The sequence below is a fragment of the Ramlibacter sp. genome, from assembly GCF_028292805.1.
GTDB lineage: Bacteria > Pseudomonadota > Gammaproteobacteria > Burkholderiales > Burkholderiaceae_C > Ramlibacter.
In genome coordinates, this window is record NZ_JAQGLS010000198.1 from 20,023 (window position 1) to 46,690 (window position 26,668).

30 protein-coding genes and 1 pseudogene are annotated in these 26,668 nt (G+C 68.4%); 4 read left to right on the forward strand and 27 right to left on the reverse strand.

Annotated elements, in window-relative coordinates:
- Nucleotides 1-21: 21 nt before the first annotated feature.
- Complete coding sequence (locus tag JWP65_RS12200; protein WP_299764053.1) at nt 22-486, reverse strand: FKBP-type peptidyl-prolyl cis-trans isomerase; 465 nt, start codon at nt 484-486, stop codon at nt 22-24.
- Between the two features lie 120 nt (nt 487-606).
- Here JWP65_RS12200 and JWP65_RS12205 point away from each other — a divergent pair, with 120 nt between their 5' ends.
- A complete protein-coding gene (locus JWP65_RS12205) occupies nt 607-798 on the forward strand; it encodes a DUF3606 domain-containing protein (RefSeq protein ID WP_299764055.1) in 192 nt (63 codons plus the stop codon).
- Nucleotides 799-1,115: 317 nt separating this feature from the next.
- Here JWP65_RS12205 and JWP65_RS12210 read toward each other — a convergent pair whose 3' ends face one another.
- From JWP65_RS12210 to trkA, 11 genes are all read right to left on the reverse strand, one after another.
- Complete coding sequence (locus JWP65_RS12210; protein WP_299764057.1) at nt 1,116-3,107, reverse strand: response regulator; 1,992 nt, start codon at nt 3,105-3,107, stop codon at nt 1,116-1,118.
- Nucleotides 3,100-3,966, reverse strand: coding sequence for an ATP-binding protein (locus tag JWP65_RS12215; RefSeq protein WP_299764059.1), 867 nt, complete (start codon nt 3,964-3,966; stop codon nt 3,100-3,102). The genes JWP65_RS12210 and JWP65_RS12215 overlap by 8 nt, the downstream gene beginning before the upstream one ends.
- A 1-nt stretch (nt 3,967) precedes the next feature.
- On the reverse strand, nt 3,968-4,984 hold the full coding sequence (locus JWP65_RS12220; protein WP_367280503.1) for an ATP-binding protein: 1,017 nt from the start codon (nt 4,982-4,984) through the stop codon (nt 3,968-3,970).
- Nucleotides 4,981-5,388, reverse strand: coding sequence for an anti-sigma regulatory factor (locus JWP65_RS12225; protein ID WP_299764063.1), 408 nt, complete (start codon nt 5,386-5,388; stop codon nt 4,981-4,983). The genes JWP65_RS12220 and JWP65_RS12225 overlap by 4 nt, the downstream gene beginning before the upstream one ends.
- Nucleotides 5,378-5,752, reverse strand: coding sequence for an STAS domain-containing protein (locus JWP65_RS12230; RefSeq protein ID WP_299764065.1), 375 nt, complete (start codon nt 5,750-5,752; stop codon nt 5,378-5,380). The genes JWP65_RS12225 and JWP65_RS12230 overlap by 11 nt, the downstream gene beginning before the upstream one ends.
- A 6-nt stretch (nt 5,753-5,758) precedes the next feature.
- Nucleotides 5,759-6,610, reverse strand: coding sequence for an STAS domain-containing protein (locus JWP65_RS12235; protein ID WP_299764067.1), 852 nt, complete (start codon nt 6,608-6,610; stop codon nt 5,759-5,761).
- A gap of 96 nt (nt 6,611-6,706) precedes the next feature.
- Nucleotides 6,707-7,372 (reverse strand): HAD family phosphatase, encoded by a 666-nt coding sequence (locus JWP65_RS12240; RefSeq protein ID WP_299764069.1) that lies wholly within the window; start codon nt 7,370-7,372, stop codon nt 6,707-6,709.
- A complete protein-coding gene (locus JWP65_RS12245; protein WP_299764071.1) occupies nt 7,369-7,764 on the reverse strand; it encodes a YchJ family metal-binding protein in 396 nt (131 codons plus the stop codon). Before JWP65_RS12245 ends, JWP65_RS12240 begins: the two co-directional genes overlap by 4 nt.
- Complete coding sequence (locus JWP65_RS12250) at nt 7,761-8,180, reverse strand: rhodanese-like domain-containing protein (protein WP_299764073.1); 420 nt, start codon at nt 8,178-8,180, stop codon at nt 7,761-7,763. The genes JWP65_RS12245 and JWP65_RS12250 overlap by 4 nt, the downstream gene beginning before the upstream one ends.
- Nucleotides 8,181-8,223: 43 nt before the next feature.
- Nucleotides 8,224-9,684 (reverse strand): TrkH family potassium uptake protein, encoded by a 1,461-nt coding sequence (locus JWP65_RS12255; protein ID WP_299764075.1) that lies wholly within the window; start codon nt 9,682-9,684, stop codon nt 8,224-8,226.
- Between the two features lie 13 nt (nt 9,685-9,697).
- The gene (trkA, locus tag JWP65_RS12260) at nt 9,698-11,086 is read right to left on the reverse strand and encodes a Trk system potassium transporter TrkA (protein ID WP_299764076.1); all 1,389 of its coding nucleotides are present in this window, start codon (nt 11,084-11,086) and stop codon (nt 9,698-9,700) included.
- 127 nt (nt 11,087-11,213) lie between these two features.
- Here trkA and JWP65_RS12265 point away from each other — a divergent pair, with 127 nt between their 5' ends.
- From JWP65_RS12265 to JWP65_RS12275, 3 genes and pseudogenes are all read left to right on the forward strand, one after another.
- Nucleotides 11,214-11,840 carry a class I SAM-dependent methyltransferase gene (locus JWP65_RS12265; RefSeq protein WP_299764078.1) on the forward strand — a complete coding sequence of 209 codons (627 nt, stop codon included), beginning with the start codon at nt 11,214-11,216 and terminating at the stop codon, nt 11,838-11,840.
- A 108-nt stretch (nt 11,841-11,948) separates the two neighbouring features.
- A pseudogene (locus JWP65_RS20150) lies at nt 11,949-12,083 on the forward strand (SRPBCC domain-containing protein); the annotation flags it as partial.
- Nucleotides 12,084-12,099: 16 nt separating this feature from the next.
- A complete protein-coding gene (locus JWP65_RS12275) occupies nt 12,100-12,837 on the forward strand; it encodes a DUF1294 domain-containing protein (protein ID WP_367280501.1) in 738 nt (245 codons plus the stop codon).
- A gap of 45 nt (nt 12,838-12,882) precedes the next feature.
- On the opposite strand, the gene JWP65_RS12280 is transcribed toward JWP65_RS12275, so the two are convergent.
- The 15 genes from JWP65_RS12280 to JWP65_RS12350 form a co-directional block, all read right to left on the reverse strand.
- Nucleotides 12,883-14,010, reverse strand: coding sequence for an acyl-CoA dehydrogenase family protein (locus JWP65_RS12280; protein WP_299764080.1), 1,128 nt, complete (start codon nt 14,008-14,010; stop codon nt 12,883-12,885).
- A gap of 12 nt (nt 14,011-14,022) precedes the next feature.
- Entirely contained in the window at nt 14,023-14,691 is a 669-nt protein-coding gene (locus JWP65_RS12285; protein ID WP_299764108.1) for an SDR family oxidoreductase, read from the reverse strand.
- Nucleotides 14,688-15,869, reverse strand: a complete 1,182-nt coding sequence (locus tag JWP65_RS12290; protein WP_299764082.1) for an acetyl-CoA C-acyltransferase — start codon at nt 15,867-15,869, stop codon at nt 14,688-14,690. The genes JWP65_RS12285 and JWP65_RS12290 overlap by 4 nt, the downstream gene beginning before the upstream one ends.
- 16 nt (nt 15,870-15,885) lie before the next feature.
- Nucleotides 15,886-16,371 (reverse strand): hypothetical protein, encoded by a 486-nt coding sequence (locus tag JWP65_RS12295; RefSeq protein ID WP_299764083.1) that lies wholly within the window; start codon nt 16,369-16,371, stop codon nt 15,886-15,888.
- Nucleotides 16,364-18,169, reverse strand: a complete 1,806-nt coding sequence (gene aceK / locus JWP65_RS12300; protein ID WP_299764085.1) for a bifunctional isocitrate dehydrogenase kinase/phosphatase — start codon at nt 18,167-18,169, stop codon at nt 16,364-16,366. Before aceK ends, JWP65_RS12295 begins: the two co-directional genes overlap by 8 nt.
- A 12-nt stretch (nt 18,170-18,181) precedes the next feature.
- The gene (gene can, locus JWP65_RS12305) at nt 18,182-18,835 is read right to left on the reverse strand and encodes a carbonate dehydratase (RefSeq protein WP_299764087.1); all 654 of its coding nucleotides are present in this window, start codon (nt 18,833-18,835) and stop codon (nt 18,182-18,184) included.
- Between the two features lie 12 nt (nt 18,836-18,847).
- The gene (locus JWP65_RS12310) at nt 18,848-20,026 is read right to left on the reverse strand and encodes an isovaleryl-CoA dehydrogenase (RefSeq protein ID WP_299764089.1); all 1,179 of its coding nucleotides are present in this window, start codon (nt 20,024-20,026) and stop codon (nt 18,848-18,850) included.
- Between the two features lie 19 nt (nt 20,027-20,045).
- Nucleotides 20,046-20,507, reverse strand: a complete 462-nt coding sequence (locus JWP65_RS12315) for a PaaI family thioesterase (RefSeq protein WP_299764091.1) — start codon at nt 20,505-20,507, stop codon at nt 20,046-20,048.
- Nucleotides 20,508-20,547: 40 nt separating this feature from the next.
- Nucleotides 20,548-20,961, reverse strand: a complete 414-nt coding sequence (locus tag JWP65_RS12320; protein ID WP_299764093.1) for a MerR family DNA-binding transcriptional regulator — start codon at nt 20,959-20,961, stop codon at nt 20,548-20,550.
- 49 nt (nt 20,962-21,010) lie between these two features.
- The gene (locus tag JWP65_RS12325; protein ID WP_299764095.1) at nt 21,011-21,922 is read right to left on the reverse strand and encodes a M48 family metallopeptidase; all 912 of its coding nucleotides are present in this window, start codon (nt 21,920-21,922) and stop codon (nt 21,011-21,013) included.
- A gap of 41 nt (nt 21,923-21,963) precedes the next feature.
- Nucleotides 21,964-22,728, reverse strand: coding sequence for a 1-acyl-sn-glycerol-3-phosphate acyltransferase (locus JWP65_RS12330; RefSeq protein ID WP_299764097.1), 765 nt, complete (start codon nt 22,726-22,728; stop codon nt 21,964-21,966).
- 20 nt (nt 22,729-22,748) lie between these two features.
- On the reverse strand, nt 22,749-23,324 hold the full coding sequence (gene gmhB, locus JWP65_RS12335) for a D-glycero-beta-D-manno-heptose 1,7-bisphosphate 7-phosphatase (protein ID WP_299764099.1): 576 nt from the start codon (nt 23,322-23,324) through the stop codon (nt 22,749-22,751).
- 11 nt (nt 23,325-23,335) lie between these two features.
- A complete protein-coding gene (glyS, locus tag JWP65_RS12340) occupies nt 23,336-25,441 on the reverse strand; it encodes a glycine--tRNA ligase subunit beta (protein WP_299764101.1) in 2,106 nt (701 codons plus the stop codon).
- Entirely contained in the window at nt 25,441-26,346 is a 906-nt protein-coding gene (glyQ, locus tag JWP65_RS12345) for a glycine--tRNA ligase subunit alpha (RefSeq protein ID WP_299764102.1), read from the reverse strand. Before glyQ ends, glyS begins: the two co-directional genes overlap by 1 nt.
- A gap of 10 nt (nt 26,347-26,356) precedes the next feature.
- The coding region (locus JWP65_RS12350; RefSeq protein WP_299764104.1) for a nitrilase-related carbon-nitrogen hydrolase at nt 26,357-26,668 on the reverse strand (312 nt) is incomplete at its 5' end.

A 26,668-nucleotide genomic window follows, 5' to 3' on the forward strand; every position in this document is an offset into this window, starting at 1 on the left:
CGGGCCGGCTCCAGTGCTGCCTTAGCGCTTGACGGAGATCAGCTCGATTTCGAAATGCAGCGTCGCGTTCGGCGGCACCGCCGCGCCGGCGCCGCGCTCGCCGTAGGCCGTCGCCGGCGGGCAGATCAGCTTCGCCTTGCCGCCGGGCCGCATCATCTGCACGCCTTCGGTCCAGCACGGGATCACGCGGTTCAGCGGGAACTCCGCCGCCTGGCCGCGCTTGTGCGAGCTGTCGAACTCGCGGCCGTCGGGGAAGGTGCCACGGTAGTGCACGCGCACCGTGTCGCCGGCGGCCGGGGCCGCGCCGCTGCCGGCCTGCAGCGACTCGAACACGATGCCGCTGGCGGTGCTGACCTTGGCGCTGCCGGTCACGGCTTGCGTGCCGCCGGTCTGGGCCACGCAGGCGGAGGCGCCGGCCAGCACGAACAGGGAAGTGGCGAGGCAATGCAGCCGCATGGAATTCTTTCGGAGTGGGTGGTTGGCCATGCGGCGATTATTCCGGCATTTTGCCGGCGGCAGGCCGACATGGCATTGATCGCGTTTCCTACGCGCCCCGGCTGGACTGTTGCGCACCATTGCCGCTGTCTCATCAAAAGGAAGTCTGCAATGTCCGACGACAAGCGCCAGGCGCAGGGCCAGGACCCCAAGCGCATCAACATCCACCAGGACTACGAACTGCGCGACTGGTCCAAGTCGCTCAACATCACGCCGCAGCGGCTGAAGGAAGCAGTGGCCGCCGTGGGCGACCGGGCCGACAAGGTGCGCGAGTATCTAGGGCAAGACAAACCCAGCCGCTGAACCGGCGGGCCGCCGCTCGGGCACGGGCTCGGCGAGCGTGCGCGCGTACCTGCTGGACGCGCTGCGGGTGCGGCCCGGCGACGATGATGCGCTGTGAGGCATCGCGTCGTTGTCAAGCGATTTCTTCCAGCCGGCGCTGAGATATCCACCGTGTCTGTGGACAACGCGGTCCTGGGGCTGCCCCGCCGGCGTGCAGACCCACGGCTGGCGGCGACTTGCGCTGGACTGCCTGCCAATTAAGCAGCGACATCAACTTGCCACGATTTCGTGCGCCGGCCCGGCAGGGGTAGGCGCTCACGTCGCCCCGGCCGATGCGCTCAGCGCGGATTGGCGCTGGACGGCGGCAGCCGCGTGGCCGCGATCGCCTCGAGCAGCAGGTGCGGCTTGAGCGGCTTGCTCAAGTGCAGATCGAAGCCGGCTTCCAACGTCTTGGTGCGGTCGTCGGCGCGCGTGAATGCAGTCAGGGCGATCACCGGCAGGCGGGCGCGGCCGCCTTGCTGCTCCATCTGCCGCACTCTGCGCACCAGTTCGTAGCCGTCGCGCCCCGGCAAGCCGATGTCGCTGACCAGCACGTCGGGCCAGGCCACCGCGAAGGCGGCCAGCGCCTGCCCGAAGTCGTGCGCCAGCCGGACCCGGGCGCCGCGGTCGGACAGCACCAGGGTCAGCATCTCGCAGGCCTCCAGGTCGTCCTCCACCAGCAGCACGTCCACCCCCTGCAGCGCCTGCACGTCGATGTCTTCCGGCTCGTCCGGGCGCTCGCCCACTTCGTCCGGCACGGCGTTGGCACCCGGCTCCGCCGGCAGCTCGACGCTCATGGTGGTGCCGGTGCCGGGGCCGCCGCTGCGCGCCGCCACCGTGCCGCCGTGCAGGTCCACCAGGTGCTTGACGATCGACAGGCCCAGGCCCAGGCCGCCGTGGGTGCGGTTGCCCGGCGAGTCGCTTTGCGTGAAGCGTTCGAACAGGTGCGGGATGAACTCCTGCTTGATGCCCTGGCCGAAGTCGCGCACCTCCAGCAGCAGCCGGTCGCCGTGACGCCTGAGCGTGACCAGCACCCGCCCGCCTTCGGGCGAGAACTTCAGCGCGTTGGTCATCAGGTTCCAGAAGATCTGCTGGAACCGCGCCGGGTCGAGCCAGGCCGGCAGGCCAGCGCCGGCGGTGTCGGTTTCGATCTCCACCTGACGGTCCTGGATGCTGCCGGCCAGCGAATCGATGGCGCCGGTGATCAGCTCCGCCGGATCGATCCATTCGCGGTCCAGCCGCAGCTTGCCCGAGTTGATGCGCGAGACGTCGAGGATGTCGGAGATGATGCGCGCCTGCGTCTTGGCATTGCGCTCGATGGCCTCGATGCCGCGCAGGCCCTCCGGCAGGATGCCGCGCCGCTTGAGGATGTGCGACCAGCCCAGGATGGCGTTGAGCGGCGTGCGCAGCTCGTGCGACAGCACGGCCACGAAGTCGTCCTTGGTGCGGCTGTGGCGTTCGGCCTCCACCCGCGCCGCCTGCTCGCGCTCGAGCACGTCGCGCCGGCGCTGCTCCAGCTCGTGGCGCTCCGACATGTCGCTGGCGATCGCCACGCGCAGGCCGGGCTCCACGTGGGCCGAGACGTTCCACTCCAGGTGGATGGGCGTGCCGTCGCCGGCCAGCAGCGGAAACTCGCCGCGCCACGGGGCGTCGGTCGGCCCGCTGGAAAAGGTCTCGCGCACCAGCGCCTGCCACTGCGGCGGCGCCAGCGCGACGATGTCCACGCCCACCAGCGCCTGCGGGCCGCGGCGCAGCAACCGCAGCATGGCGGGATTGGCATCGACGAAGCGGCCTTGCGCGTTCACCAGCGCGATGCCGCTCTGGGCCTGGTCGTAAATGGCGCGAAAGCGCTGCTCGCTGCGCCGCTGTTTTTCCTCCGCCATGCGGGCGCGGATCAGCGCCTGCAAGGTGGCGACCAGCACCGCCGACTCCACCGGATGCACCATGTAGCCGTCGGCGCCCGCGTTCAGGCCGGTCACCCGGTCTTCGTTGCGGATGAATTCGGCCGACAGGTGGACCACCGGCAGCAGCGCGGTGTCGTTGCGCGAGCGGATCACGCGGCAGACTTCGAAGCCGTCCAGGTCCGGCAAGTGCACGTCGAGCACCACGGCGGAAACTCCCTCGCCGGCCAGGGCCAACGCCTCGCCGCCGCTGCCGGCCTCGGCGGTGCGAAAGCCGGCAGCCCGGATCACCCGCGCGGTGGAATACCGCGTGGTCGGGTTGTCGTCCACCACCAGGACCGTGTGCAGCGACCGGTCGATGGTGGTGGTGATGACGTCCACCTCATTCATCTGGCTGCGCGCCCTCCAGCTGGACCGGGATGGTCACGGAAAACACCGAGCCCTTGCCGGCTTCGCTGCGCAGCTGCACGGTGCCGCCGAGCAGGTGCGCCAGCTTCTTGCTCAGCGACAGGCCCAGGCCAGTGCCGCGCAGGCGTTTCTGCAGCGGCGACGCCACCTGCGAAAAATCCTGGAAGATGCTCTCGTGGAACTCCGACGCGATGCCGATGCCGCTGTCGGTCACCGAGAAGGTGACGCTTTGGGCGCCGTCGAACAGCGCCGACACGCGCACCTCTCCCTTCGGGGTGAATTTCAGCGCGTTCGAGATGAAGTTGCGCAGGATCTGCGAGAGCTTGCGGTCGTCCGTGTAGAGCTTCGGGATGCTCGCCGGCTCCTCGAAGACGAGGCTGACGGAGGGGTTCGTGAGCATCGGCTTGAACATGCCGCGCAGCGCCGAGAACAGGTCGACCATCTCGAACCAGGCCGGCGAGATCTCCACCCGCCCGGCCTCCACCTTGGCCAGGTCCAGCAGGTCGTCCACCATCTCGGCGAACTCCGCGGCCGTCTGCTGCACGAACAGCACCTGCCGCTCCTGTTCGTCGGTCAAGGGCCCGTCGACGCGATCGAGCAGCAGCCGCGTGATGCTGCGGATGGCGTTGATGGGCGTGCGGAACTCGTGGCTCATGTAGGCCAGGAACCGGCTCTTGAGCTCGGTCGCCTCGCGCAGCTGTTCGGCCTGGGCATCGAGTTCCGCGTACAGCGCGAGCACGCCGCGGTTGGTTTCCTCGAGCTCGGCGCGCAGCTCCTGTGCTTCGCGCCGGCTGTCGTCGAGTGCGTGGGCGAGGTCGGCCGGCGGGGATGCGGTCACCATGTCAGTCCTTGCGCCGCAGGATCGCGACAGTGGCGTCGTCTCGCCCGCGGCAGTGGTCCCGCGCCAGCAGCCCGGCCGCCAGGGCGGGATCGCGGCCCAGCAAGGGCGCCAGGATTTCCGATTTCCAGCGGGTGGCGACGCCATCGCTGCACACGACCAGCATCGCGTGCGGCGGCCAGGGCGTGCTGTTTTCTTCCGGGGTGCGGATGGTGATGCCGGCAGTGCCATGCTGGGACAGCACCGATCGGTCGCTGGTGCCCGACACCAGCCGGCCGGCCACATTGCCGGCGCCGCAGCTGCGGATCACGCCGGCCGCGGCGTCCGCCAGGAACATCATCACCGCCGCGCCGCGCGTGCGGCGCAGGCGCACGTGGATGCGCTCCAGCAGGTCGCGCGGCGGCGCCATCGGATCCTGCGCGAAGGCCTCGAGAGCGGCCGCGGATGCTTCGGCCGCGTCGGGGCCGTGACCGAGTCCGTCCGCCACGATCATGGCGGCCTGCTGGCCATCCAGCGCGAAGGCCCAGGCGTCACCGCAGACCCGCTCGCCTGGCGCAGCCAGGGCGACCGCCCCCACCTCGATCGCCTGGGCGGCACCCGGCGCGGCCGGCAGCGCCGCCGCGGAGCGCACGCGCGCCACCACGATGGTGCCTTGTGCTACCGCCGAATGCAGGTCGAACTGGGTTGCCAGCCGGCGCACGGCGCCCAGCCCGGTGCCCGAGGTGCCGCCGGTGGAATAGCCGTCGTCCAGGGCCCGGTGCACGTCGGCGATGCCGGGGCCTTCGTCGATGGCGATCACTTCCACCTCGCCGCGGCCCTGGCGCGCGGACACCAGCAGCCGCCCGCCCGTGGCATGGAGCAGCAGGTTGGTCGTCAGCTCGGTGACCACCAGCGCCAGCCGACCGGACTCGGTCTCGTCGAGCCCGCATTCGTACCCGAGCTGCGCGGCATAGCGGCGCGCTTCACCGACCCGGCTCGGGTCTCCGATGGGAAACACAGCATGGGAGCTGCCGATGATCATTTCCACCGGGTGATGCTCACGCGTGTGCCCTCGCCGGGCGTGGAGGTCAGTTCGAACTCATGCACCAGGCGCTTGCTTCCGGGCAGGCCCAGGCCCATTCCCTTGTTTGAAGTCCAGCCGTCGGTGAGCGCCAGCCGGGTGTCGGGGATGCCCGGGCCGGTGTCCTCGAAGTACAGCCGCAGCCCGCGGCGCATGCCGTCGTCGAGCAGCTCCCAGCGCATCTGGCCGCCGCCGCCGTGCACCAGCGTGTTGCGCGAAAGCTCGCTCGCCGCCGTGATCATCTTGGTCTGGTCGACCAGCGAGAACTTCAGCTGCTGGGTGAGCAGCCGCACCTTCTGGCGGCTCGTGATGATGTCTTCCTCGGAGCGCAGCGGCAGCGCTCCTCTGGCTTCATCAGCGGGCAAGTGGAGTCTCCTTGCGGCCCAGTGCCAGGAGCTCCATGCCGCGCTCGACATTGAGGGCGGTGCGCACGCCCGCCAGCGACAAGCCGAGTTCCACCAGCGTGATGGCCACGGCAGGCTGCATGCCCACCACCACGGTGGTGGCGTCGAGGATGCGCGAGATGCCGGAGATGCTGGCCAGCATGCGGCCGACGAAGGAGTCGACGATTTCCAGCGCGGAAATGTCGATCATCACGCCCTTGGCGCCGCTGGCGGAAATCTTGTTGGCCAGGTCGTCCTGCAGCGCCAGCGCCATCTGGTCCTGCATGTCCACCTGGATGGTGACCAGGAGCACTTGCCCCATCTGGAGAATCGGGATGCGGTACATGCGGGCCTAGCGTGATCGGGTGATGGTGAAGCCTTGCTGCTCCATGGCCATCGACAGGGCGTCGGCCAGGCTCGCCTTGGAGGCAATGCCCGCCAGGTCGATGCCGAGGTGGACGATGGTCTGGGCGATCTGCGGGCGGATGCCGCTGATGATGCATTCAGCCCCCATCAGGCGGATCGCCGCCACGGTCTTGAGCAAGTGCTGCGCCACCAGGGTATCGACGGTGGGCACGCCGGTGATGTCGATGATGGCCAGCCGCGAACCGGTCTCGACGATGCGCTGCAGCAGCGTCTCCATCACCACCTGGGTGCGGGCCGAATCGAGCGTGCCGATCATCGGCACCGCCAGCACGCCTTCGAACAGCTTGATGACCGGCGTGGACAGCTCCAGCAAGTCCTGCTGCTGGCGGCGAATGATGTCCTCGCGCGTTTGCTGGTAGGTGGTCACCGTGGCTTGCGCCATGCGGTCGGCCAGCGTCGAGATGGCCCAGGCGGTGGCCAGCTGCGTCTCCGCCGGCACGCCTTTTTCGATCAGCCGGAACAGCGGCCGCTTCATCGCCAGCACGAAAATGCTGGTGTCCCCGGCCGACTGGCCCTGGGCGGCGCGGGAACGTGACAGCGACTCCAGCGTCTGTCGCAGCGGGGCCCACTGCTGCCCCTGGAACACCTCCGGGTCGCCGCCCGCTTCCAGCGCCTCGTGCACGACCTGCAGGATCTCCTCGGCCTCTCCCCGCATGGAGCGGCGACCGGCGTCGGTGATGCGGCTCGAAGCGGCACCCGCTTCCTGCAGCCATTCCGTCAGAATCAGCTCCTGCTGCTGGGAAATCAGGCGCAGGAGGATGTCGTTTTGTTGTTTCATGGGCGAAGTATGCTTGGTGGAGCCGGGCGGCCTTCATTATAAAAGCCGCGAGTGAAATCTGTAGGATATGTCCCACACCAGCCAGGAGGAATCCCTCTATCCCAGCAAGCTTGGCAGCTGCGCCAGGTCGGTGAAGATGGTCGCGGCGCCCGCCGCCCGCAGCGCCGCCGGCGCGTCAGGCCCGGCCTGCGGTGGGCTGTAGCCGAACACCGTCGCACCCGCGGCGGCGCCGGCAGTAACGCCGGTGACGGTGTCTTCCACCACGGCGCAGCGTTGCGGCGGCACGCCCAGGTGCGCCATCGCCGCCAGGTAGACGTCAGGGGCCGGCTTGGAGCGCGGCATCTCGTGCCCGCTGAACACCACGCCCCGGAAGTACCCCAGCATCCCGCACTTTTCCAGCTGCAGTTCCACCTTGAAGCGGTCGGCGCCGGAGCAGCAGGCGATGCGGCCAGCGAACGCCGCATGCAGCGCCGCCACCGTGGCCGGCGCATTGGCGATCGGCTGCAGGCGGGCGACCAGGCCCTGGTTGCGGCGCTCGCGAAACTGCGCCAGCCAGTCGTCGGACAAGGGCCGTCCGGTGCGCGCCTCGATCAGCGCCCTCTCGTCCTTGACGGCCTTGCCGACGAACAGGCGCATGCACTCCTGGCTGCTGAGCACCCAGCCCAGGTCTTCCAGCATGTCGCGCAGCACGCCGTTGGTGATGCCCTCGCTGTCCACCAGCACGCCGTCGCAGTCGAACAGCACCGCGTCGAAGCCGCTCATTGCACGTCGCCGTCCAGGTAGTACCAGCGTCCGCCTTCGCGCACGAACAGGCTGCGCTCCTGCAGCCGGCTGGCGCGGCCCGCCAGCCGCGAGCGCGCCACGAACTCCACCTCCGCGTGGTCGGCGTCGAGCAGGCGGTGCCCGCGCACTTGCAGCCCCAGCCACTTCACGCCCGGCTCGAAGGCCAGCTGCGGCGGCCGCCGGGAAGGGTGCCAGGTGGCCAGCAGGTAGGCGGCGTCGCCGGTTGCGAAGGCGCTGTAGCGCGAGCGCATGAGGGTCTCGGCATCGGGCGCGGGCTGCCGCTCGAAGTCGGCCAGGTAGCGGCCGCAGCACTGCGCGAACGGCAGCGGCCGGCCGCAGGGACACGGCCCGGGCGCGATGGCACCGTTCATGCCGGCTTCTTTGCTTTGCGCTGGTCCAGCGTCTCGGTCGGGCCGCCCTGCTTGACCCACTCGCCAAAGCCGCCGTCGATGTGGGCCACGTTCGTCATGCCCATGTCCTGCAGCGTCTTGGCGGCCAGCGCGCTGCGCCAGCCGGCGCCGCAAAACAGCACGAATTGCTTGGCCTCGTCGGCGAAGATTTTCTTGTGGTAGGGCGAGGCCGGGTCGACCCAGAACTCCAGCATGCAGCGCGGCGCGTGAAAGCTGCCCGGCACCGTGCCTTCGGCCTGCAGCTCGCGCACGTCGCGGATGTCCACGACCTGCACGCCCGGCTGGCCGAGGCGCTGCAGCGCGTCGGCCACCGAATATGTCTTGACCTGCGCCATGGCCTCGTCGACCAGCGCACGGTATCCCTTGGTGATGGGCATGGGCTCTCCTGTTGCCCCCATTTTGCCCGCGCCATCAGGCCGCCTAGCGGCGCCAGAACTGCGGAGTGAACAGAACCAGCACCGACAGCAGCTCCAGCCGTCCCAGCAGCATGGCGAAGCTGAGGATCCACAGCTGAAAGTCGTTGAGCACGCCGAAGTGGCTGGCCGGGCCGACCTGGCCCAGGCCCGGGCCGATGTTGTTGACGCAGACGATGACGGCCGAGAACGCGGTCACCAGGTCGAGCCCCGACAGCAGCATCAGCAGCGTCAGGCCGACGATGCTGGCGCCGTAGATCAGCATGAAGGCCAGCACCGCCGCCAGCACGCCCTGGGGCACCGTGACGCCGCCCAGCGTGACCGGATTGACGACGCGCGGATGGATGATGCGCACCAGCTCGCGCCGCGCCTGCTTGAGCAGCAGCACCATGCGGACCATCTTGATGCCGCCGCCGGTGGAGCCGGCGCAGGAGACAAAGCAGCCCAGGAGGATCAGCAGCACCGGGCCGAAGGCCGGCCAGATCGCGTAGTCGGTCGCGGCGTAACCGGTGGTGGTGGCGAGCGAGACCACGTGGAAACTGGCCGCGCGCAGCGCCGACAGGTGGTCGTCATAGGCGGCGTTGCCGGCCAGCACCAGGGTGAGCACCGCCGTGGCCCCGATCATCACCAGCAGGTAGGCGCGCACTTCGGTGTCGCGCAGCAGCACGGCAGCGCTGCGGCTGCGCCAGACGGCGAAGTAGCGCAGGAAGCTGATCCCCGACAGCGCCATGAACAGCATGGCCACGGCTTCCAGCAGCGGCGAATTCCAGTAGGCGAAGCTGGCGTCGTGCGAGGAAAAGCCGCCCAGTCCCATGGTGGTGCACATGTGCATGAAGGCGTCGGCCCAGCTCATCCCGGCGAACCGGTAGGCGAGAAAGCAGGCTCCGGACAGCGCGAAGTAGACCGTCCACAGGCCGCGGGCGGTTTCGGCGATCCGGGGCGTGAGCTTGTCGTCCTTGAGCGGGCCCGGCGTTTCGGCCCGGTACAGCTGCATGCCGCCCAGGCCCAGCAAGGGCAGCACGGCCACCACCAGCAGGATGATGCCCAGCCCGCCGATGAACTGCAGAAAGCAGCGCCAGACGTTGACCGACACCGGCAGGCCGTCCAGCCCGATCAGCGCTGTCGCTCCGGTGGCTGTCAACGCGCTCATCGCCTCGAAATACGCGTCCGCCCACTCGATGCGCGGGACGGTCCACAGCAGGGGAACGGCGGCGCAGGCCGGCAGCACCACCCAGGTGAGCGTGACCAGCAGGAAGCCGTCGCGCGGCTGCAGCTCGCGCGTGTGGTGCCGCAGCACCCAGCCCATGAGCCAGCCCACGAACAGCGTGAGGGCGCAGCCGCAGGCCCACACCCGCGCCTCCGCCAGTTCGCCGACCCCCACGGCCCATGCCAGCGGCACCAGGAAGGCGGCCGAGAAACCGACCAGCACCCGGGCGAGCACCGCCAGGACCGGTTGCAGGCTGTTCATCAGTGCCTGGCCATCACATGAAAGTGGCGCTGACCTGGAACAGCCGCTCCACGTCGCGCACCTGGCGCTTGTGCGGGATGAAGATCACCAGGTGGTCGTCGGACTCGATCAGCGTGTCGTGGTGCGGCATCAGCACCTCCTGCTCGCTGCCCTTGGCCCGCACGATGGCGCCGACGGTGACGCCGGCCGGCCAGGCGATCTCCTCGACCCGCCGCCCCACCAGCTTCGAAGTTCGGCGGTCGCCGCGCGCCACGCCCTCCAGCGCCTCGGCGGCGCCGCGGCGCAGGCTGTGGACGGCGACCACGTCGCCGCGCCGCACGTGCGTGAGCAGCTCGCCGATGACAGTCTGGGCCGGCGACAGGGCGATGTCGATGGTGCTGCCTTGGATCAGGTCGACGTAGGCGCGGCGGTTGATCAGCGCCAGCACCCGGCGCGCCCCGAGCCGCTTGGCCAGCATGGCCGACAGGATGTTGTCCTCGTCGTCGCTGGTCAGCGACAGGAACATGTCGACGTCGTCGACATTCTCGTCGGCCAGCAGCTCCTCGTCGGTGCCGTCGCCGTCCAGCACCAGCATGTCGCCGGGCAGCTGGCTGGCGAGGTATTCGCAGCGCTTGAGGTCGCGCTCGATCAGCTTGACCTGGACCTTGCCGGCCAGCCGGCGTGCCAGCCGCAGCCCGACCCGGCCGCCGCCGGCGATCATCACCCGGCGCACCGGCTCGTCCGAGCGGTGCATCGCCCGCAGCACCTGGCGGATGCGCTCGCCGTCCGCCAGCAGGAACAGCTCGTCGCCCGGCAGGATGCGGGTCTTGCCTTCGCAGGTGAGCAGGGCTTCCTGCCGGTACAGCGCCACCAGCCGCATCGGCGCGTCCGGAAACAGCTCGCGGAACTCGACGATCGAATGGTCGACGACCGGGCTGCCGGCGGCCGCGCGGACCGCGATCAGCACCGCCCGCCCGCCGGAGAACTCCAGCACCTGCAAGGCCTCGGGGTAGTCGATCAGCTTCTGGATGTAGCGCACCACCGACTCCTCGGGGCAGATCACCTGGTCGACCGCGAAGCCGTCCTTGCCCAGCAGCGGGTCGCCCACCGTCAATTCCGGCGCGCGCAGGCGGGCAATGGTGCTCGGCACCCTGAACACGTCGTGGGCGATCTTGCAGGCCACCAGGTTGGTCTCGTCCAGCGAGGCGCAGGCGATCAGCATGTCGGCGTCCTCGGCGCCGGCGCGCCGCATGACGTCGCGGTGGATGCCGTTGCCCGGCACGCCGCGCAGGTCGAGCCGCTCCTCCAGGGCTCGCAGGCGCTGCGCGTCGGGATCGATGACGGTGATGTCGTTGCGCTCCGAAACCAGGGCTTCGGCGACGCTTTCGCCGACCCGGCCGGCGCCCAGGATGATGATGCGCATGGTTGTGGGTGAGCGCCCGGCCGGGGGCCGGCGGCGGGCGCGTCGCCATCATAGCCAGCGCCGGGGTGCGCAGGTGGGCACGGGCGGGCTTGACGGCGCGTCCCGGATCGAGCAACGTGCCGTAGCCATGCACCCTGCTCCCGAACCGACCCTCATCAGCGCGACGACGCTGGACCACTACAACCAGCGCGCCGCCGACTTCTGGGAAGGCACGCGCGACCACGACGTGCGCCAGAACATCCAGGCGCTGCTGCGGCACGTCACGGCGCAGCCGCCGCTGCGCATCCTCGACTTCGGCTGCGGGCCCGGGCGCGACCTGGCGGCTTTCCGCGCCCAGGGCCATCTGCCCACCGGGCTGGACGGCTCCCCCGAGTTCGCCGCGATGGCGCGGGCCCACAGCGGCTGCGAAGTCCTGTTGCAGGACTTCCTGGCGCTGCAGCTGCCGCCGGCGCAGTTCGACGGCGTGTTCGCCAACGCCTCGCTCTTTCACGTGCCCAGCCGGGAGCTGCCGCGCGTGCTGGGCGAGCTGCATGCGACGCTCAAGCCCGCTGGCGTGCTGTTCGCATCGAACCCGCGCGGGCAGAACGAGGAAGGCTGGAACCGCGGCCGCTATGGTGTCTACCACGACCTGGCGGCGTGGCGGGGCTTCCTGCAAGCCGCGGGCTTCGTCGAACTGGAACATTACTACCGCCCGCCCGGGCTACCGCTGGAGCAGCAGGCCTGGCTGGCCAGTGTCTGGCGCAAGCCGGCGTGAGTTGTCGACTCCGAGCGCCTTCGTCGGTCGTGCCTGCAAAGGGCCGTGCTCCGGCTTTTTCCCCCTGGAGAGTTCCGTCATGACCAGCAACACCGTCCGACTGCACGCGTGCTGACCGCGCCGCCGGAGCGCATCTACCGCGCCTTCATCGACCGCGCCGCCTTTGCCAAGTGGCTGCAGCCCAACGGCTTCACGGCCACCGTGCACGAGATGGACGTCAAGATCGGCGGCAAATGGCGCATGTCGTTCACCAACGTCGGTGGCGGCGGCAGCCCCTCCTTTGGCGGCAGCTACCTGGAACTGCCCGGGCGAGCGCCTGCATTACTCCGGCGTCTTCGACGACCCGAACCTGCCCGGCGAGATGCAGACCACGATGGGCGGACAAGGCATGGGCTTCCAAGGCGTGATCAAAAGCTGGAACGACGAGCGGCGATTCGGTTTCATCGAGCCCGCCCAGGGCGGCCAGGAGATCTTCCTGCACATGAAGGCATTCACCGAACGGGGTGGCCGGCCCCAGGTCGGCCAGCATGTCGCGTTCGACATCGAGCTGAACAAGGACGGCAAGAAGCGCGCCAAGTCCGTGCAGATGGCGCGCCCTGCCCGCGCGGCCACACCGCGGCGCCGCCACCGGCCGCCCGAATGGGGCGCCGCCAGCTACCTTGCCATCCCTGCCTTCGCCCTGGTCTATCTTGCAGCTGCAGTGCTTTGGCGCGTGCCGGGGTGGCTGGCACTGGCCTACCTCGCGGCGAGCGCTGCCTGCTTCGCCGCTTACGCCGCGGACAAATCGGCGGCGCAGTCGGGCCGGCGGCGGATTGCGGAGTCCACGCTCCTGATGCTGGGACTGGTGGGGGGCTGGCCGGGTGCGATCGCCGCCCAGCAGATGCTGCGGCACAAATCGAGCAAGGCCTCGTTCCGTTCGGCTTTCTGGGGGACCGTGGTGCTGAACGTGGCCGCGTTCCTCGTGCTGTCTTCGCGGGTGCGCGCCGCCGTCTTGTAGCGCCCATGGCCGGGTCTGCGAGCCCGGGCAGCTGCGATGGAGAACCTACAGCGCCCGCTGAATGATGATCTTCTGCACGTCCGAGGTGCCTTCGTAGATCTGGCAGACGCGCACGTCGCGCCAGATCCGCTCCAGCGGGAAGTCGCTGACGTAGCCGTAACCGCCCAGCGTCTGGATCGCTGCGCTGCACACCTGCTCGGCCATCTCGCTGGCGAACAGCTTGGCCATTGCTGCTTCCTTCAGGCAGGGCTGGCCGGCGTCGCGCAAGGAGGCGGCGTGCCAGATCAGCTGCCGCGCCGCCTCCAGCTGCGTCGCGCAGTCCGCCAGCCGAAAGCCCACGGCCTGGTGGTTGATGATGGCGGTGCCGAAGCTTTGGCGGTCCTTGGCGTACCGTACCGCCACCTCGAAGGCGCTGCGCGCCATGCCCACGCTTTGCGACGCGATGCCGATGCGCCCGCCTTCCAGCGACGACAAGGCGATGCGGTAGCCCTCGCCCTCCTCGCCGATCAGGTTGGCGGCCGGGATCCGGCAGTTTTCGAAGTTGATTTGCGCGGTGTCACTGGAATGCTGGCCGACCTTGTCTTCCAGCCGCGCCACCACGTAGCCGGGCGCTTCGGTGGGCACCAGGAAGGCGCTCATGCCTTTCTTGCCGGCGCCCTTGTCGGTGACGGCGATCACCACCGCCAGCTGGCCGTTCTTGCCGCTGGTGATGAACTGCTTGACGCCGTTGATGACGTAGCCGTCGCCATCCTTGACCGCGGTGGTCTTCAGCGCCGAGGCGTCGCTGCCCACGTGCGGCTCGGTCAGGCAGAACACGCCCAGCAGCTCGCCCTGGGCCAGCCGTGTGAGCCATTGCTTTTTCTGCGCCGCATTGCCGTAGCGCATCAGGATCGCGTTGACCGGGCAGTTGGTAACGCTGATCGCGGTGCTGGTGCCGCCGTCGCCGGCGGCGATTTCCTCCAGCACCAGCGCCAGCGTGACGTAGTCCAGGCCCGCCCCGCCGTGCTCCTCCGGCACGCAGATGCCATAGGCCCCCAGCGCCGCCAGGCCGCGGTGCGCCTCGCGCGGGAAGATGTGCTCCTTGTCCCAGCGCGCCGCCTGCGGCCACAGCTGTTCGCGGGCAAAGTCGCGCACCGCGTCGCGGATCATTTCCTGGTCTTGCGTCAGCAGCATGCGCGGCTCCTCCTACCAACCCTTGAACCGGCGGCCGTCGTAGTTGAGGAAGGCGCCCTTGTGCCTGGCCGTCAAGCCGTCGAGCGACGGGCGCATCCAGGTCACGCTTTGCTCTGGCGTCATCGGCGCGCCCGCACCGCCCATGTCGGTCTGCACCCAGCCGGGGCTGATGGCGACCATCATGGCACGCGGATAGTCCTGTTGCGCCGCTTTGACCACCATGTTCAGCGCCGCCTTGCTGGCCTTGTAGGTCCAGCCGAAGCTGGAGTCGGTGCCGCCGATGTAGCCCATCTGGCTGCTCAAGAAGGCGAATTTTCCGCCGGCGGCCTCCACCAGCGGCGCCACATGCGGGATCACCTGCATGGCGCCCAGCACGTTGGTGCGCATGACATGGTCGAACTCGTCGCGCGGCGGCGGCTGGGTGGCGCCGGCCGTGCTGGACACGCCGGCCACATAGAGCGCGAGGTCGAACCGCGCCCCCTCGAGCTGCGCCGGCAGTGCCTCGACGCTGTCCGGGTCGGCGACGTCCAGCCGCAGGGCCTGCGCGCCCAGCGCCTGGATGCGCAGCCGGCCGGCTTCGTCGCGCGCGGTGGCTGTGACGCGGTCGCCCAGCTCGCGGTACTGGCGGACGAACTCCAGGCCGATGCCCCGCGAGGCACCGATCACGAGGACGTTCTTCAGACCAGCTCCAGCGCCACCGCCGTGCCTTCGCCGCCGCCGATGCACAAGGTTGCAATCCCGCGCTTGCCGCCGCGGGCCTTGAGCGCGTTGATCAGCGTGACCATGATGCGGGCGCCGGAAGCGCCGATCGGGTGGCCCAGGGCGCAGGCGCCGCCGTTGACGTTCAGGATGTCGTGCCCCACGTTCAATTCCGCCATCAGCGCCATCGGCACCACGGCGAAGGCTTCGTTGACCTCCCACAGGTCGACCTCCGACACCTTCCAGCCGGTCTTGGCCAGCAGCTTCTGCGTGGCACCGACGGGGGCCGTGGTGAACCACTCCGGCTCCTGCGCGTGCATCGCGTGGCCGACCAGCCGCGCCAGCGGCCTGAGGCCCAGCCGCCTGGCCGTGCTCTCGGCCATCATCACCAGCGCCGCTGCGCCGTCGTTGATCGAGGAGCTGGAGGCCGCGGTGATGGTGCCGTCCTTCTTGAAGGCCGGCCGCAGCGCGGCGATCTTGTCCAGCTTGACCTTGCCCGGGCCTTCGTCGAGGCTGACCACGCGCTCGCCGGCCCGGTCCTTCACCGTCACCGGCGTGATTTCGGCGGCGAACGCGCCGGACTCCGTGGCCTGCCTGGCGCGCTGCACCGAGGCGGTGGCGAAGGCGTCCTGCGCCTCGCGGCTGAACTTGTACTTGGCGGCGCAGTCTTCGCCGAAGGTGCCCATCGAGCGGCCTGCCTCGTAGGCGTCCTCCAGGCCGTCCAGCATCATGTGGTCGTAGATCTTGTCGTGGCCCATGCGGTAGCCGCCGCGGCCCTTGAGCATCAGGTAGGGCGCGTTGGTCATGCTCTCCATGCCGCCGGCCACCATGATCTCGTGCGTGCCCGCCAGCAGCATGTCGTGGGCGAACATCGCGGCCTTCATGCCGGAGCCGCACATTTTGGACAGCGTGACGGCACCGCTGCTTTTCGGCAGGCCACCCTTGAAGGCAGCCTGGCGCGCCGGGGCCTGGCCCTGGCCGGCCATCAGGCAGTTGCCGAACAACACTTCGCCGACGGCGTCGCCCGGGATGCCGGCGCGTTCGACGGCGGCGCGGATGGCGGCGCCGCCAAGGTCGTGCGCGGACAGCGGGCTGAAATCGCCCTGGAAGGCGCCCATGGGGGTGCGGGCGGCACCGACGATGACGATGGATTCAGGCATGTGAGCACTCCTGGTATCAACGAGCGGAAAGAAGGATGGTGCCGCGCTCCTCGGCGGCAATCCGGCGGATGTAATCGACGAACTCGGGGTCTTCACCGCTCAGCAGCAGCGGCAGGGTGTTGTGGAAATCCTCACGACGGCACCACTCGCGCATGTAGTCGTCCCAGCTGTTCCAGCGGCGGCGCTCGGTCTCGCCCATGACGGGCTTGAAGGCCACGAGGTAAGCCCGCTCGAACAGCGAGATCAGCATGTCGAAGATGACCAGCATGCGTTCGCGCTGGTCCGCGGTTGGATTGGGCAGCGGCTCGTTGGTTCGCAGCTGCAGGTCGGCGTGGTCCAGCACCACCTTCAGGAAATCGTTGTAGGCATCGGACAGCAGCTGGTATTGCTCCTCCTCCTCGTTGTCGCGCTCCTTGCGCTGCTCCCAGGCGAAAAACAGGATGGCCACCGGCAGGCCCAGCGCGGTCACGATGTAGCTGGCCAGTTCCCAGGCCTCACGCATGCTGCGCCCCATATTCCTGCTGGCGATGGGCAAAGCGCTTGTCGCGCTCGTACGGGAAGACGTCGTGCACGTGGCCGGCCTGGATGCGCTCCTTGCGCGCCTGCCAGAAGGCCGGATCGAGCAGGTCACCGTGGTGCTTCATGAACAGCTGACGCACCGCCGGGTTGCCCAGCAGGAAAGGCTCGAAGCTTTCCGGGAACACGTCCCTGGGGCCGACCTTGTACCAGACCTCGCCCGACATCTCTTCCTGCTCGTTGCGCGGCTGCGGGATCTTGCGGAAGTTGCAGTCGGTCAGGTACTCGATCTCGTCGTAGTCGTAGAACACCACCTTGCCGTTGCGGGTGACGCCGAAGTTCTTCCACAGCATGTCGCCCGGGAAGATGTTGGCGGCCACCAGGTCCTTGATGGCGTTGCCGTACTCCAGCACGGCGTGCTCGACCTGCTCGCGAGCGCCGGCGTCGAAGGCTTCCTGCAGGTAGATGTTCAGCGGGATCATGCGCCGCTCGATGTACAGGTGCTTGATCACCACCTCTTCGTGGCCGTCGCCGTCGCGGTCGTCGATCTCCAGCTGGCTGGGGGCGAATTTGCGGATTTCGTCGAGCAGGTCATCCTGGAAGCGGTCGCGGGCGAAGGCCACCTCGCTGTACTCCAGCGTGTCCGCCATGCGACCGACACGGTCGTGCTGCTTGACCAACAGGTACTTGCCCTTGATCTGCTCGCGGCTGGTGTCCTTTTGCGGCGGATAGTGATCCTTGATCAGCTTGAAGACGTAAGGGAATGACGGCAGGTCGAACACCAGCATGACCATGCCCTTGATGCCGGGCGCGCTGCGGAACTTGTCGCTGGAGTGCTTCAGGTGGTGGAGAAAGTCGCGGTAGAACAGCGTCTTGCCCTGCTTGGCCAGACCGAGCGCGTTGTAGATCTCGGCCCGCGGCTTGCGCGGCATCAGCGAGCGCAGGAACTGCACGAAGGCCGACGGGATCTCCATGTCCACCATGAAGTAGGCGCGGGCGAACGAGAACAGCATCTGCATCTCGTCTTCCCCGAACAGGCAGGCGTCGATGACCAGCTTGCCCTCGTTGTCGTGCAGGACCGGCAGCGCGAACGGCAGCTCGCTGAAGCCGTTGATGATCTTGCCCACGACGTAGGCGCCCTTGTTGCGGTAGAACAGCGACGACAGCACCTGGATCTGAAAGTTGGCGCGCAGCTTGACCTGGTTCAGCCGGCTGCCGATCGCCTCCAGCACCAGCTGCGTGTCGCGCTCCAGGTCGTCGAACGGCAGCTCCAGCCGGAAGTTGTGGAGCATGCGCTCGATGGTCTCGCGCAGCGTCTCGCGCGTGGGGTAGTAGGCACTGTAGGTCGGCGTGGCGGCCGGCTCGTCGTTCTCGATGTACTCGGTGCTGACCGCCGGCCGCACGAAGATGAAGTCGTTGTGGAAGTAGGTGCGGTGCAGGATTTTGGTGGTCACCGAGTTGAAGAAGGTCTCGGCCAGCTCCGGCTGGTGGTGGTCGATCAGCAGGCCGATGTAGTGCAGCTTGACCTGGTGCCACACCTGCATGGTCTGCTCGCCCGCCCTGAACTCGGTATCCAGCCGCAGCACCGCCTCCTTGACGCGCAGGTCGTAGAACTCGATGCGCTCGCGCTGGGCCCGCTGCTGACCGTGCCAGTCGGCGGCCTCGAAGCGCTGCTTGGCGCGCGCCGACTCGCTGCGGAACAGCCGGTAGTGCCGGTCGAAGCCGTCGAGCATCGCAGCGGCAATGTCGTAGGCGAGCGGCGAGTCCAGGCGCTGGGGGAACACGAGCCAGCCGGTCTAGGAGTGCTTGGCCACCACCGCTGCGATGGCGGCCCGGTACTTGGATTCGATCGTCTCGGTGGTGGAAACCGACATGCCCAGGTCTTGCAGCAAGCCGTCGTTGACGCCGAAGGCCCAGCCGTGGATGGTGACGTTCTGCTGCTGCGCCCAGGCGTCGACCATCACCGTGCTGACGCAGACGTTGACCACCTGCTCGATGACGTTCAGGTCGACCAGCGCGTCGCCGCGCTTTTCCGGAGCCATGTTGTCCAGCAGTCCGCGATGCCGGTCGCGCACGTCCTGGATGTGGCGGATCCAGTTGTCTGCCAGGCCGATGCGGGTGCCGTGCAGCGCCGCCATCACGCCGCCGCAGCCGTAGTGGCCGACCACCATGATGTGCTCCACCTTCAGCATCTCCACCGCGAACTGGATCGCGGAGAGCGCGTTGAGGTCGGAATGCACCACCACGTTGGCGACGTTGCGATGGACGAACACCTCGCCCGGCTCCAGCCCGGTGATCTGGTTGGCGGGCACGCGGCTGTCGGAGCAGCCGATCCACATGAAGCGCGGCTTTTGCTGCTTGGTCAGCGCGGTGAAGAAACCCGGGCGGGTACGTTCCATCTCCGCGGCCCAGGCGCGGTTGTGGGTAAAGAGGTCCTGAATGAATACCATGATGCGGTGAGCCTACATCGTCTCGGCGAACAGCTCGCGGCCGATCAGCATGCGGCGGATCTCGGAGGTGCCGGCCCCGATCTCGTACAGCTTGGCGTCGCGCCACAGGCGGCCCAGCGGGTACCCGTTGATGTAGCCGTTGCCCCCGAACACCTGGATGCCCTCACCCGCCATCCAGGTGGCCTTTTCGGCGCAGTACAGGATCAGGGAGGCGCAGTCCTTGCGCACCTGGCGCACGTGTTCGGTGCCCAGCATGTCGAGGTTTTTGCCCACCGTGTAGCAGTAGGCGCGCGAGGCCTGCAGGATGGTGTACATGTCGGCCACCTTGCCCTGGATCAGCTGGAACTCGCCGATGCTCTGGCCGAACTGCTTGCGGTCGTGAATGTAGGGAATGACGTTGTCCAGCACCGACTGCATGATCCCGATCGGCCCGCCGGACAGCACCGCGCGCTCGTAGTCGAGCCCGCTCATGAGGACCTTGGCGCCGCTGTTCAGTCCCCCCAGCACGTTCTCGGCCGGCACCTCGACGTTCTGGAACACCAGCTCGCCGGTGCTGCTGCCGCGCATGCCCAGCTTGTCGAGCTTTTGCGCGATGGAAAAGCCCTTCATGGTCTTCTCGATCAGGAAAGCAGTGACGCCGCGCGCGCCCAGTTCCGGCTCGGTCTTGGCGTAGACCACCAGCGTGTCGGCGTCGGGTCCGTTGGTGATCCACATCTTGTTGCCGTTCAGGACGTAGTAGCCGCCCTTGTCCTCGGCCTTGAGCTTCATCGAGATCACGTCGCTGCCGGCGCCCGGCTCGCTCATGGCGAGCGCGCCGACGTGTTCTCCCGAAATCAGCTTGGGCAGGTACTTGCGCTTTTGCGCTTCGCTGCCGTTGCGGTTGATCTGGTTGACGCACAGGTTGCTGTGCGCGCCGTACGACAAGCCCACCGAAGCGGACGCGCGCGAGATCTCCTCCATCGCCAGCATGTGGGCCAGGTAACCCAGTCCGGCGCCGCCGTACTCGTCGGAGACGGTCACCCCGAGCACGCCCAGGTCGCCCATCTTGCGCCACAGGTCCATCGGAAACTGGTCGCTGCGGTCGATCTCGGAGGCGCGCGGGGCGATCTCGGCCTGCGCGAAGTCGTGCACCGCGTCGCGCAGTGCCTCCAGGTCTTCGCCCAGCTGGAAGTTCAGGCCAGGTAGTTGCATGGTGTTCCTTGTCTCGTGGTCAGTGCTGGATGCAGTCGGGCCCGGGCACCGCCATCAAGGTGGCGCCCATGGTGGCGATGAGTTTCTCGCGGCCGTCGTGGATCGCATACGCCCGGCCCTCGGTGACGGTCACGGTGCGGCCCGGCTTGATGACCAGGCCTTCCATGCGGAAGCGCTCGCCCCTGGCGGGCGCCAGCAGGTTGATCTTGAATTCGATGGTGAGCACGGCGACGTCAGCCGGCATCAGGGTGAAGCCGGCATAGCCGCAGGCCGAGTCCAGCGCCGTGGCCACCATGCCGGCGTGCAGGAAGCCGTGCTGCTGGGTCAACGCCTGCTGCCAGAGCAACTCGATCACCACACGGCCCGGCGCAACCTCCCCCAGTAAAGCGCCGATCGTCGCCATGGCGCCCTGGCGGGCGAAGCTGGCCCGCACGCGGTCGGCGAAGTCCGGGTCGGGCGGGGTGAAGCGCGCTGCGTCCATGGCGATGGGTGGGGCTGAAGATGGTTGACGTTGACGTCAACTATGACTTGGCGGTCTTGTCCATGCGCGCCAGCAAGGCCCGCGCTTCCTTTTCGTGGCTGCGCACCTCGTCCAGGTTGGCCTGCATTTCGGCCATCTGTTCCTCCAGCTGCCCCCGGTGCTCGGCCAGGATGGCCAGGAACTTGCGCAGCTGCGGCCCGGTGTCGCGTGGGCTGTCGTACATGTCGATCAGCTCGCGCGCCTCGGTCAGCGACAGCCCCAGGCGCTTGGCCCGCAGCGTGAGCCTGAGCCGGGTGCGGTCGCGCGTGGTGTAGATGCGGTTGCGCCCGCCGGGGCCGGAGCGCTCCGGCTGCAACAGCCCCATGTCTTCGTAGAAGCGGATCGCGCGCGTGGTCAGCTCGAACTCGCGCGCCAGGTCGCTGATGGTGTAGGTAGAAACGCTGGACGAGGCCATCCGGTCCATTACATCTGACGTTGACGTCAACGTCAACACCCGCCTGCGGTCACCAGGCCGGCGCCGTTTCGTCCTTGAGCTGGGCTCTCAGTTCCGTGTAGTTCGGCACGACGGTCTTGACCGTCTCCCAGAAGCGCGGACTGTGGTCCATCACGCGCAGGTGGCTCAGCTCGTGGGCCACCACGTAGTCGATCACCGGCATGCGAAAGTGCACCAGCCGCCAGTTCAGGCGGATCGAGCCGTCGGTCTTGGCCGTGCCCCACAGCGTGCTGGCGCTGCTCAGGGTGAGCTTGCGCCACTGCACGCCCAGTCTGGGCGCATAAAGCTCCAGCCGTTCTGTGAAGATCCGCTTGGCCTGGCGCATCAGCCAGGCCTGCACCGCGTCGCGGATCTGCGAGGGCTGCGCGTTCTGCGCCAGCCCGATGTGCAGCGTCATGCGTGCCATGCCCGGCAGTGTCTCGGTGTCGGTGTGCAGCATGCCTCCGGTTTCGCGGAAGTCGTGGCGCGGGTCCAGCACCAGGATCACCTGCTCGCCCAGGAAGGGAAAGGTGGCGCCGTCCTGCCATTCGATGCGCGCCGCCTCCAGCCGCTCGCGGCGCTCGCGCGACTGCTCCAGTTTGTTGACGATCCAGCGCGACTTGCCGCGCACGGCCGCCTCGACCTCGCCGATGCCGACCCAGCGCGGCGCGCTGACCACCAGGCCCTCGGGGCCGACGGAAAAGCCGATGTTCTTGCGCTTGCCGCGCCGGAACTCGTAGCCCACCAGCACCTCGCCCAGCAGGATCTCGCGGTTCGCGTCCGGGTGGCGGAAGGCGTGCGGCGCCAGCACCTGCTCCAGGCTTTCGGCCGGCGGCGCGGCCGGCTCTACCGCAGGTGCGGCGACCAGGGGGACGGGCGTGGGAGGACGGGTGAGTTTCGGCTCGTCGAACAGGTCGAGGAGGAGCTGAAACGGAGACTGCATGGGCCGCGATTTTAAGGGCGGGCTGGCGTCGCGTGCTGGAGTTACACCTGCGGCGGGTGTTCGCCTGGGGTCTTTGGATAGGCGTCGGGATCGAGCCGGCGCATCTCCAGCTCGATCCAGGCCTCGACCTCGCGCATCATTTCATCCGGGCTGCGACCCTCGCTCGGGATCGGCTTGCCGATCGAGACGTCGACGATGCCGGGGCGCTTGAGGAAGGCCTTGCGCGGCCAGACCTTGGCGGAGGTGACGGCGATCGGGATCACCGGCGCGCCGGTGGCGATCGCCAGCCGGGTGCCGCCGGACTTGTAGACGCCCTGCTGGCCGCGCGGGATGCGCGTGCCCTCGGGGAACATGATCACCCAGATGCCTTGCGCCAGCAGCCGCTTGCCTTGCTGCACCACCTTGTTGAAGGCCTGGGTGCGCTGGCGGCGGTCGATGTGGATCATGTCCATGCGGCCCATCGCCCAGCCGAAGAACGGGATGTAGATCAGTTCCCGCTTGAACACGTAGGCCAGCGGGTGCGGCATCAGCGTGGGCATCAGGAAGGTCTCGAAGGTGGACTGGTGCTTGACCAGCAGGATGCCGGGGCTGGTCTTGCCTTGCGGCAGGTTCTCCATGCCGGTCACGCGCACCTCGATGCCGCACAGGATGCGGGCCGCATCGATCTGCCAGCCGAGCCAGCGCGCAGCCTTCCAGTACATCTGCTCGCCGGAGGACCAGAGCGACGACGCCACCATCCAGATGCCCCAGGGCACGACGGTGAGCAGCATGACCAGCGCATGCAGGAGGGAACGAATCAATGCCATGGGCGCGGAGTATCGCAGGCTCAAGGCGCCGGGCGCGGCGCCACCGCTGCGGCACGCGTGATCAGCCAGTCGGCGAAGGCCGCCAGGTCGTCGTGCACCACGGTCCCGGGCGGGAAGGTGGTGGGCAGGGATTGGCCGCGCAAGGCCTCGGCCTTGCCGGTGAGCACCAGGTGCGGCTTGCAGCCGACGGCCGTGCCGGCCTGCAGGTCGCGCACCGTGTCGCCGACGACGTGGGTGCTTTTCAGGTCGACGCCGAAGCGCTCGCCGATCTGCTCGAACAGGCCCGGCAGCGGCTTGCGGCACTGGCAGCCTTCGTCCGGGCTGTGCGGGCAGTAGAAGACGGCGTCGATGCGCCCGCCCAATGCGGCCGCCGCCTTGTGCATCTTGGCATGGATGGCGTTGAGCGACACCACGTCGAACAGTCCGCGGCCAAGGCCCGACTGGTTGGAGGCCACGGCCACGTGCCAGCCCGCGTGGTTCAGGCGCGCGATGGCCTCCAGGGCGCCGGGCAGCGGCTGCCACTCCTCGGGCGTCTTGATGAACTCGTCGCTGTCGACGTTGATCGTGCCGTCGCGATCGAGGATGACGAGCTTCATTCGTGGCCCTTTTACGTTGCCAGCCGGGACAGGTCGGCCACCCGGTTCATCGCCTGGTGCAGCGTGGCCAGCAGCCCCAGCCGGTTCAGGCGCAGGTCGACCTGTTCGGCGTTCACCATCACGCCGTCGAAAAACGCATCGACCGGTGCCCGCAGCGCGGCCAGCGTCTGCAGCGAACCGGTGTAGTCGCCCGCTTCGAACTGCGCACCGGCTTGCGACGCGATCTGCCGGGTGGCGGCATACAGCGCTTTTTCGGCGTCTTCCTGCAGCAGGGTCTCGCTGACGTGGGCGTCGGCGCGCTCGGCCTTCTTGAGGATGTTGCCGATACGCTTGTTGGCTGCGGCCAGCGCCGGCGCCTCCGGCAACGCCGCGAAGGCCCGCACCGCCGCCAGCCGCTTGGCGACGTCGCCCAGCCGTTGCGGGCGCAGCGCCAGCACGGCGTCGACTTCCTGGGCGCTGTAGCCCTGCTCGCGCAGCGAGCCGGCCAGTCGCTCGTAGATGAAGTCCGTCAGCTGCTCGGTCGTGACCGGTTGCGCCTGCGGGAACAGCGCGAGCGCCGCGGCGACCAGCTCGCCCAGGGCCAGCGGCAGGTCCTGCTCCATCAACATGCGCACGACGCCCAGGGCATGGCGGCGCAGCGCGAACGGGTCCTTGTCGCCGGTCGGCAACTGGCCGATGGCGAACAGGCCCGCCAGCGTCTCCAGCTTGTCGGCCAGCGCCACCACCAGGCCGACCTGGTTGCGCGGCAGTGCGTCACCGGCAAAGCGGGGCCGGTAGTGGTCTTCGATGGCGAAGGCGACGTCCTCGCCCAGGCCGTCATGGCGCGCGTAGTAGCCGCCCATGATGCCCTGCAGCTCGGGAAATTCGCCGACCATGTCGGTCAGCAGGTCGGCCTTGGCCAGGCGGGCGGCGAGGTCGGCATCCCGCGCCAGCTGGTCGCCGCCGATCTTGGAACCGACCAGCTGCGCGATCGCGCGAACGCGTTCGATGCGCTCGCCTTGCGTGCCCAGCTTGTTGTGATAGACCACGCGGCCCAGGCCGGCCACGCGCGACTCCAGCGTCTTCTTGCGGTCCTGGTCGAAGAAGAACTTGGCGTCGGCCAGGCGCGGGCGCACCACGCGCTCGTTGCCGCCGATCACCGCGCTGGCGTCCTCCGGCCGGATGTTGCTGACCACCAGGAACCGGTGCGTCAGCTTGCCGTCGGCGGCCAGCAGCGGGAAATACTTCTGGTTGGCCTTCATCGTGAGGATCAGGCACTCCTGCGGCACCTCCAGGAATTCGGTCTCGAATTCGCAAGTCAGCACGTTGGGCCGCTCCACCAGGGCGGTGACTTCGTCCAGCAGTGCGTCGTCGTCGATCGGCCGCGCGCCGCCACCCACGCGCTGCGCGGCTTGCTGCAACTGGCGCACGATCTCGGCGCGGCGGTCGTCGAAGCCGGCGATGACGGCGCCGTCGCGCGCCAGCGTGGCGGCGTAGCTGTCCGCACAGTCGAAGCTCACGGTGGCAAGCGCCGCTTCGAAGCGGTGGCCCTGGGTGGTGCGACCCGATTGCAGGCCCAGCGCCTGGATTGGAATTACGTCGCTGCCGTGCAAGGCGACGAGGCCGTGCGCCGGGCGCACGAACTTGACATCGGTCCAGCCGTCGGCGAGCTGGTAAGTCATGACCTTGGGGATCGGCAGGCGGGCCAGGCTCTCCAGCAGTGCCTTTTGCAAGCCTTCAGCCAGGGACGCGCCCTTGACCTGGCTGTCGTGGAACAGCGCTTCGGCCTTGCCGTCCATGGCCCGCTTCAGGCCCCCCACCGCGGAGGCGTCGGCGCCCAGCGCCTGCAGTTTCTTCAACAGCGCCGGCGTCGCGTTGCCCGCTGCATCCAGGCCGACACTGACCGGCATCAGCTTTTGCGACACCGCCTTGTCGGCCGCCGACGAAGCGACGGCCGTGACGTGCGCGGCCAGCCGGCGCGGCGAGGCGAAGGGCGTGACGGCGGACTCGGCCGACGCCAGGCCTTGCGCGCGCAGCTGCTCGAGCAGCACATTGGCGAACGCCTCGCCCAGCTTCTTGAGCGCCTTGGGTGGCAGTTCCTCGACGAACAGTTCCAGCAACAGGTTCTTCATGGACATCAGGCGGCCTTCTTCTGCAGTTCGGCAACCCACTCGCGCGGGGCCATCGGAAAGCCCAGGCGCTCCCGGCTTTCCAGGTAGCTTTGCGCGACGGCGCGCGCCAGGTTGCGGATGCGGCCGATGTAGGCGGCCCGCTCGGTCACGCTGATGGCGCCGCGGGCGTCCAGCAGGTTGAAGGTATGCCCCGCCTTGAGCACCTGCTCGTAGGCGGGCAACGCCAGCTTCTCCTCGATCAGCAGCTTGGCCTGCTTTTCGTGCGCGCCGAAAGCCGTGAACAGAAACTCGACGTCGCTGTGCTCGAAGTTGTACTTCGACTGCTCCACCTCGTTCTGGTGGTAGACGTCTCGGTACTTCAGGCCGTCGGTCCACTGCAGGTCGTAGACGTTGTCGACGCCCTGCAGGTACATGGCCAGTCGCTCCAGGCCGTAGGTGATCTCGCCGGTGATCGGCTTGCAATCGATGCCGCCGACCTGCTGGAAGTAGGTGAACTGCGTGACTTCCATGCCGTTGAGCCAGACTTCCCAGCCCAGCCCCCAGGCGCCCAGCGTCGGGTTCTCCCAGTCGTCCTCGACGAAGCGGATGTCGTTCTTCTTCAGGTCGAAGCCCAGCGCCGCCAGCGAACCCAGGTACAGATCCAGGATGTTCGCCGGCGCGGGCTTGAGCACCACCTGGTACTGGTAGTAGTGCTGCAGGCGGTTCGGGTTCTCGCCGTAGCGGCCGTCCTTGGGGCGGCGGCTGGGCTGCACGTAGGCGGCCTTCCAGGGCTCGGGGCCAATGGCGCGCAGGAAGGTGGCGGTGTGCGACGTTCCCGCCCCCACCTCCATGTCGTATGGCTGCAGCAGCGCGCAGCCCTGGGCGTCCCAGTACGACTGCAGCTTCAGGATGATTTGCTGGAACGTGAGCATCGGGGCGATTTTACGGTCGCGCACGCATGCGACGCCGCGCCAGCGCTCCCAAAACAGGAGCAAGGGCGATGACCCACAGCGGCCACAACCCCAGGCGCGACGCCCACCAGGCGAACGGCGTGATGCCCGATCGCCCCTGCACGGAGCCGGTGAGCACCGCGCGCGTGAAGCGCGGCAGCTCCTTGGTCACCGTGGCGCGGTGGTCGATGAAGGCGGTGTCGCCGGTGTTGGTGGCCCGGATCACCGGACGATCGAACTCCAGCGCGCGCATGCGGCTGTTCTGCATGTGCTGGTCGATGGCGATGCTGTCGCCGAACCAGCC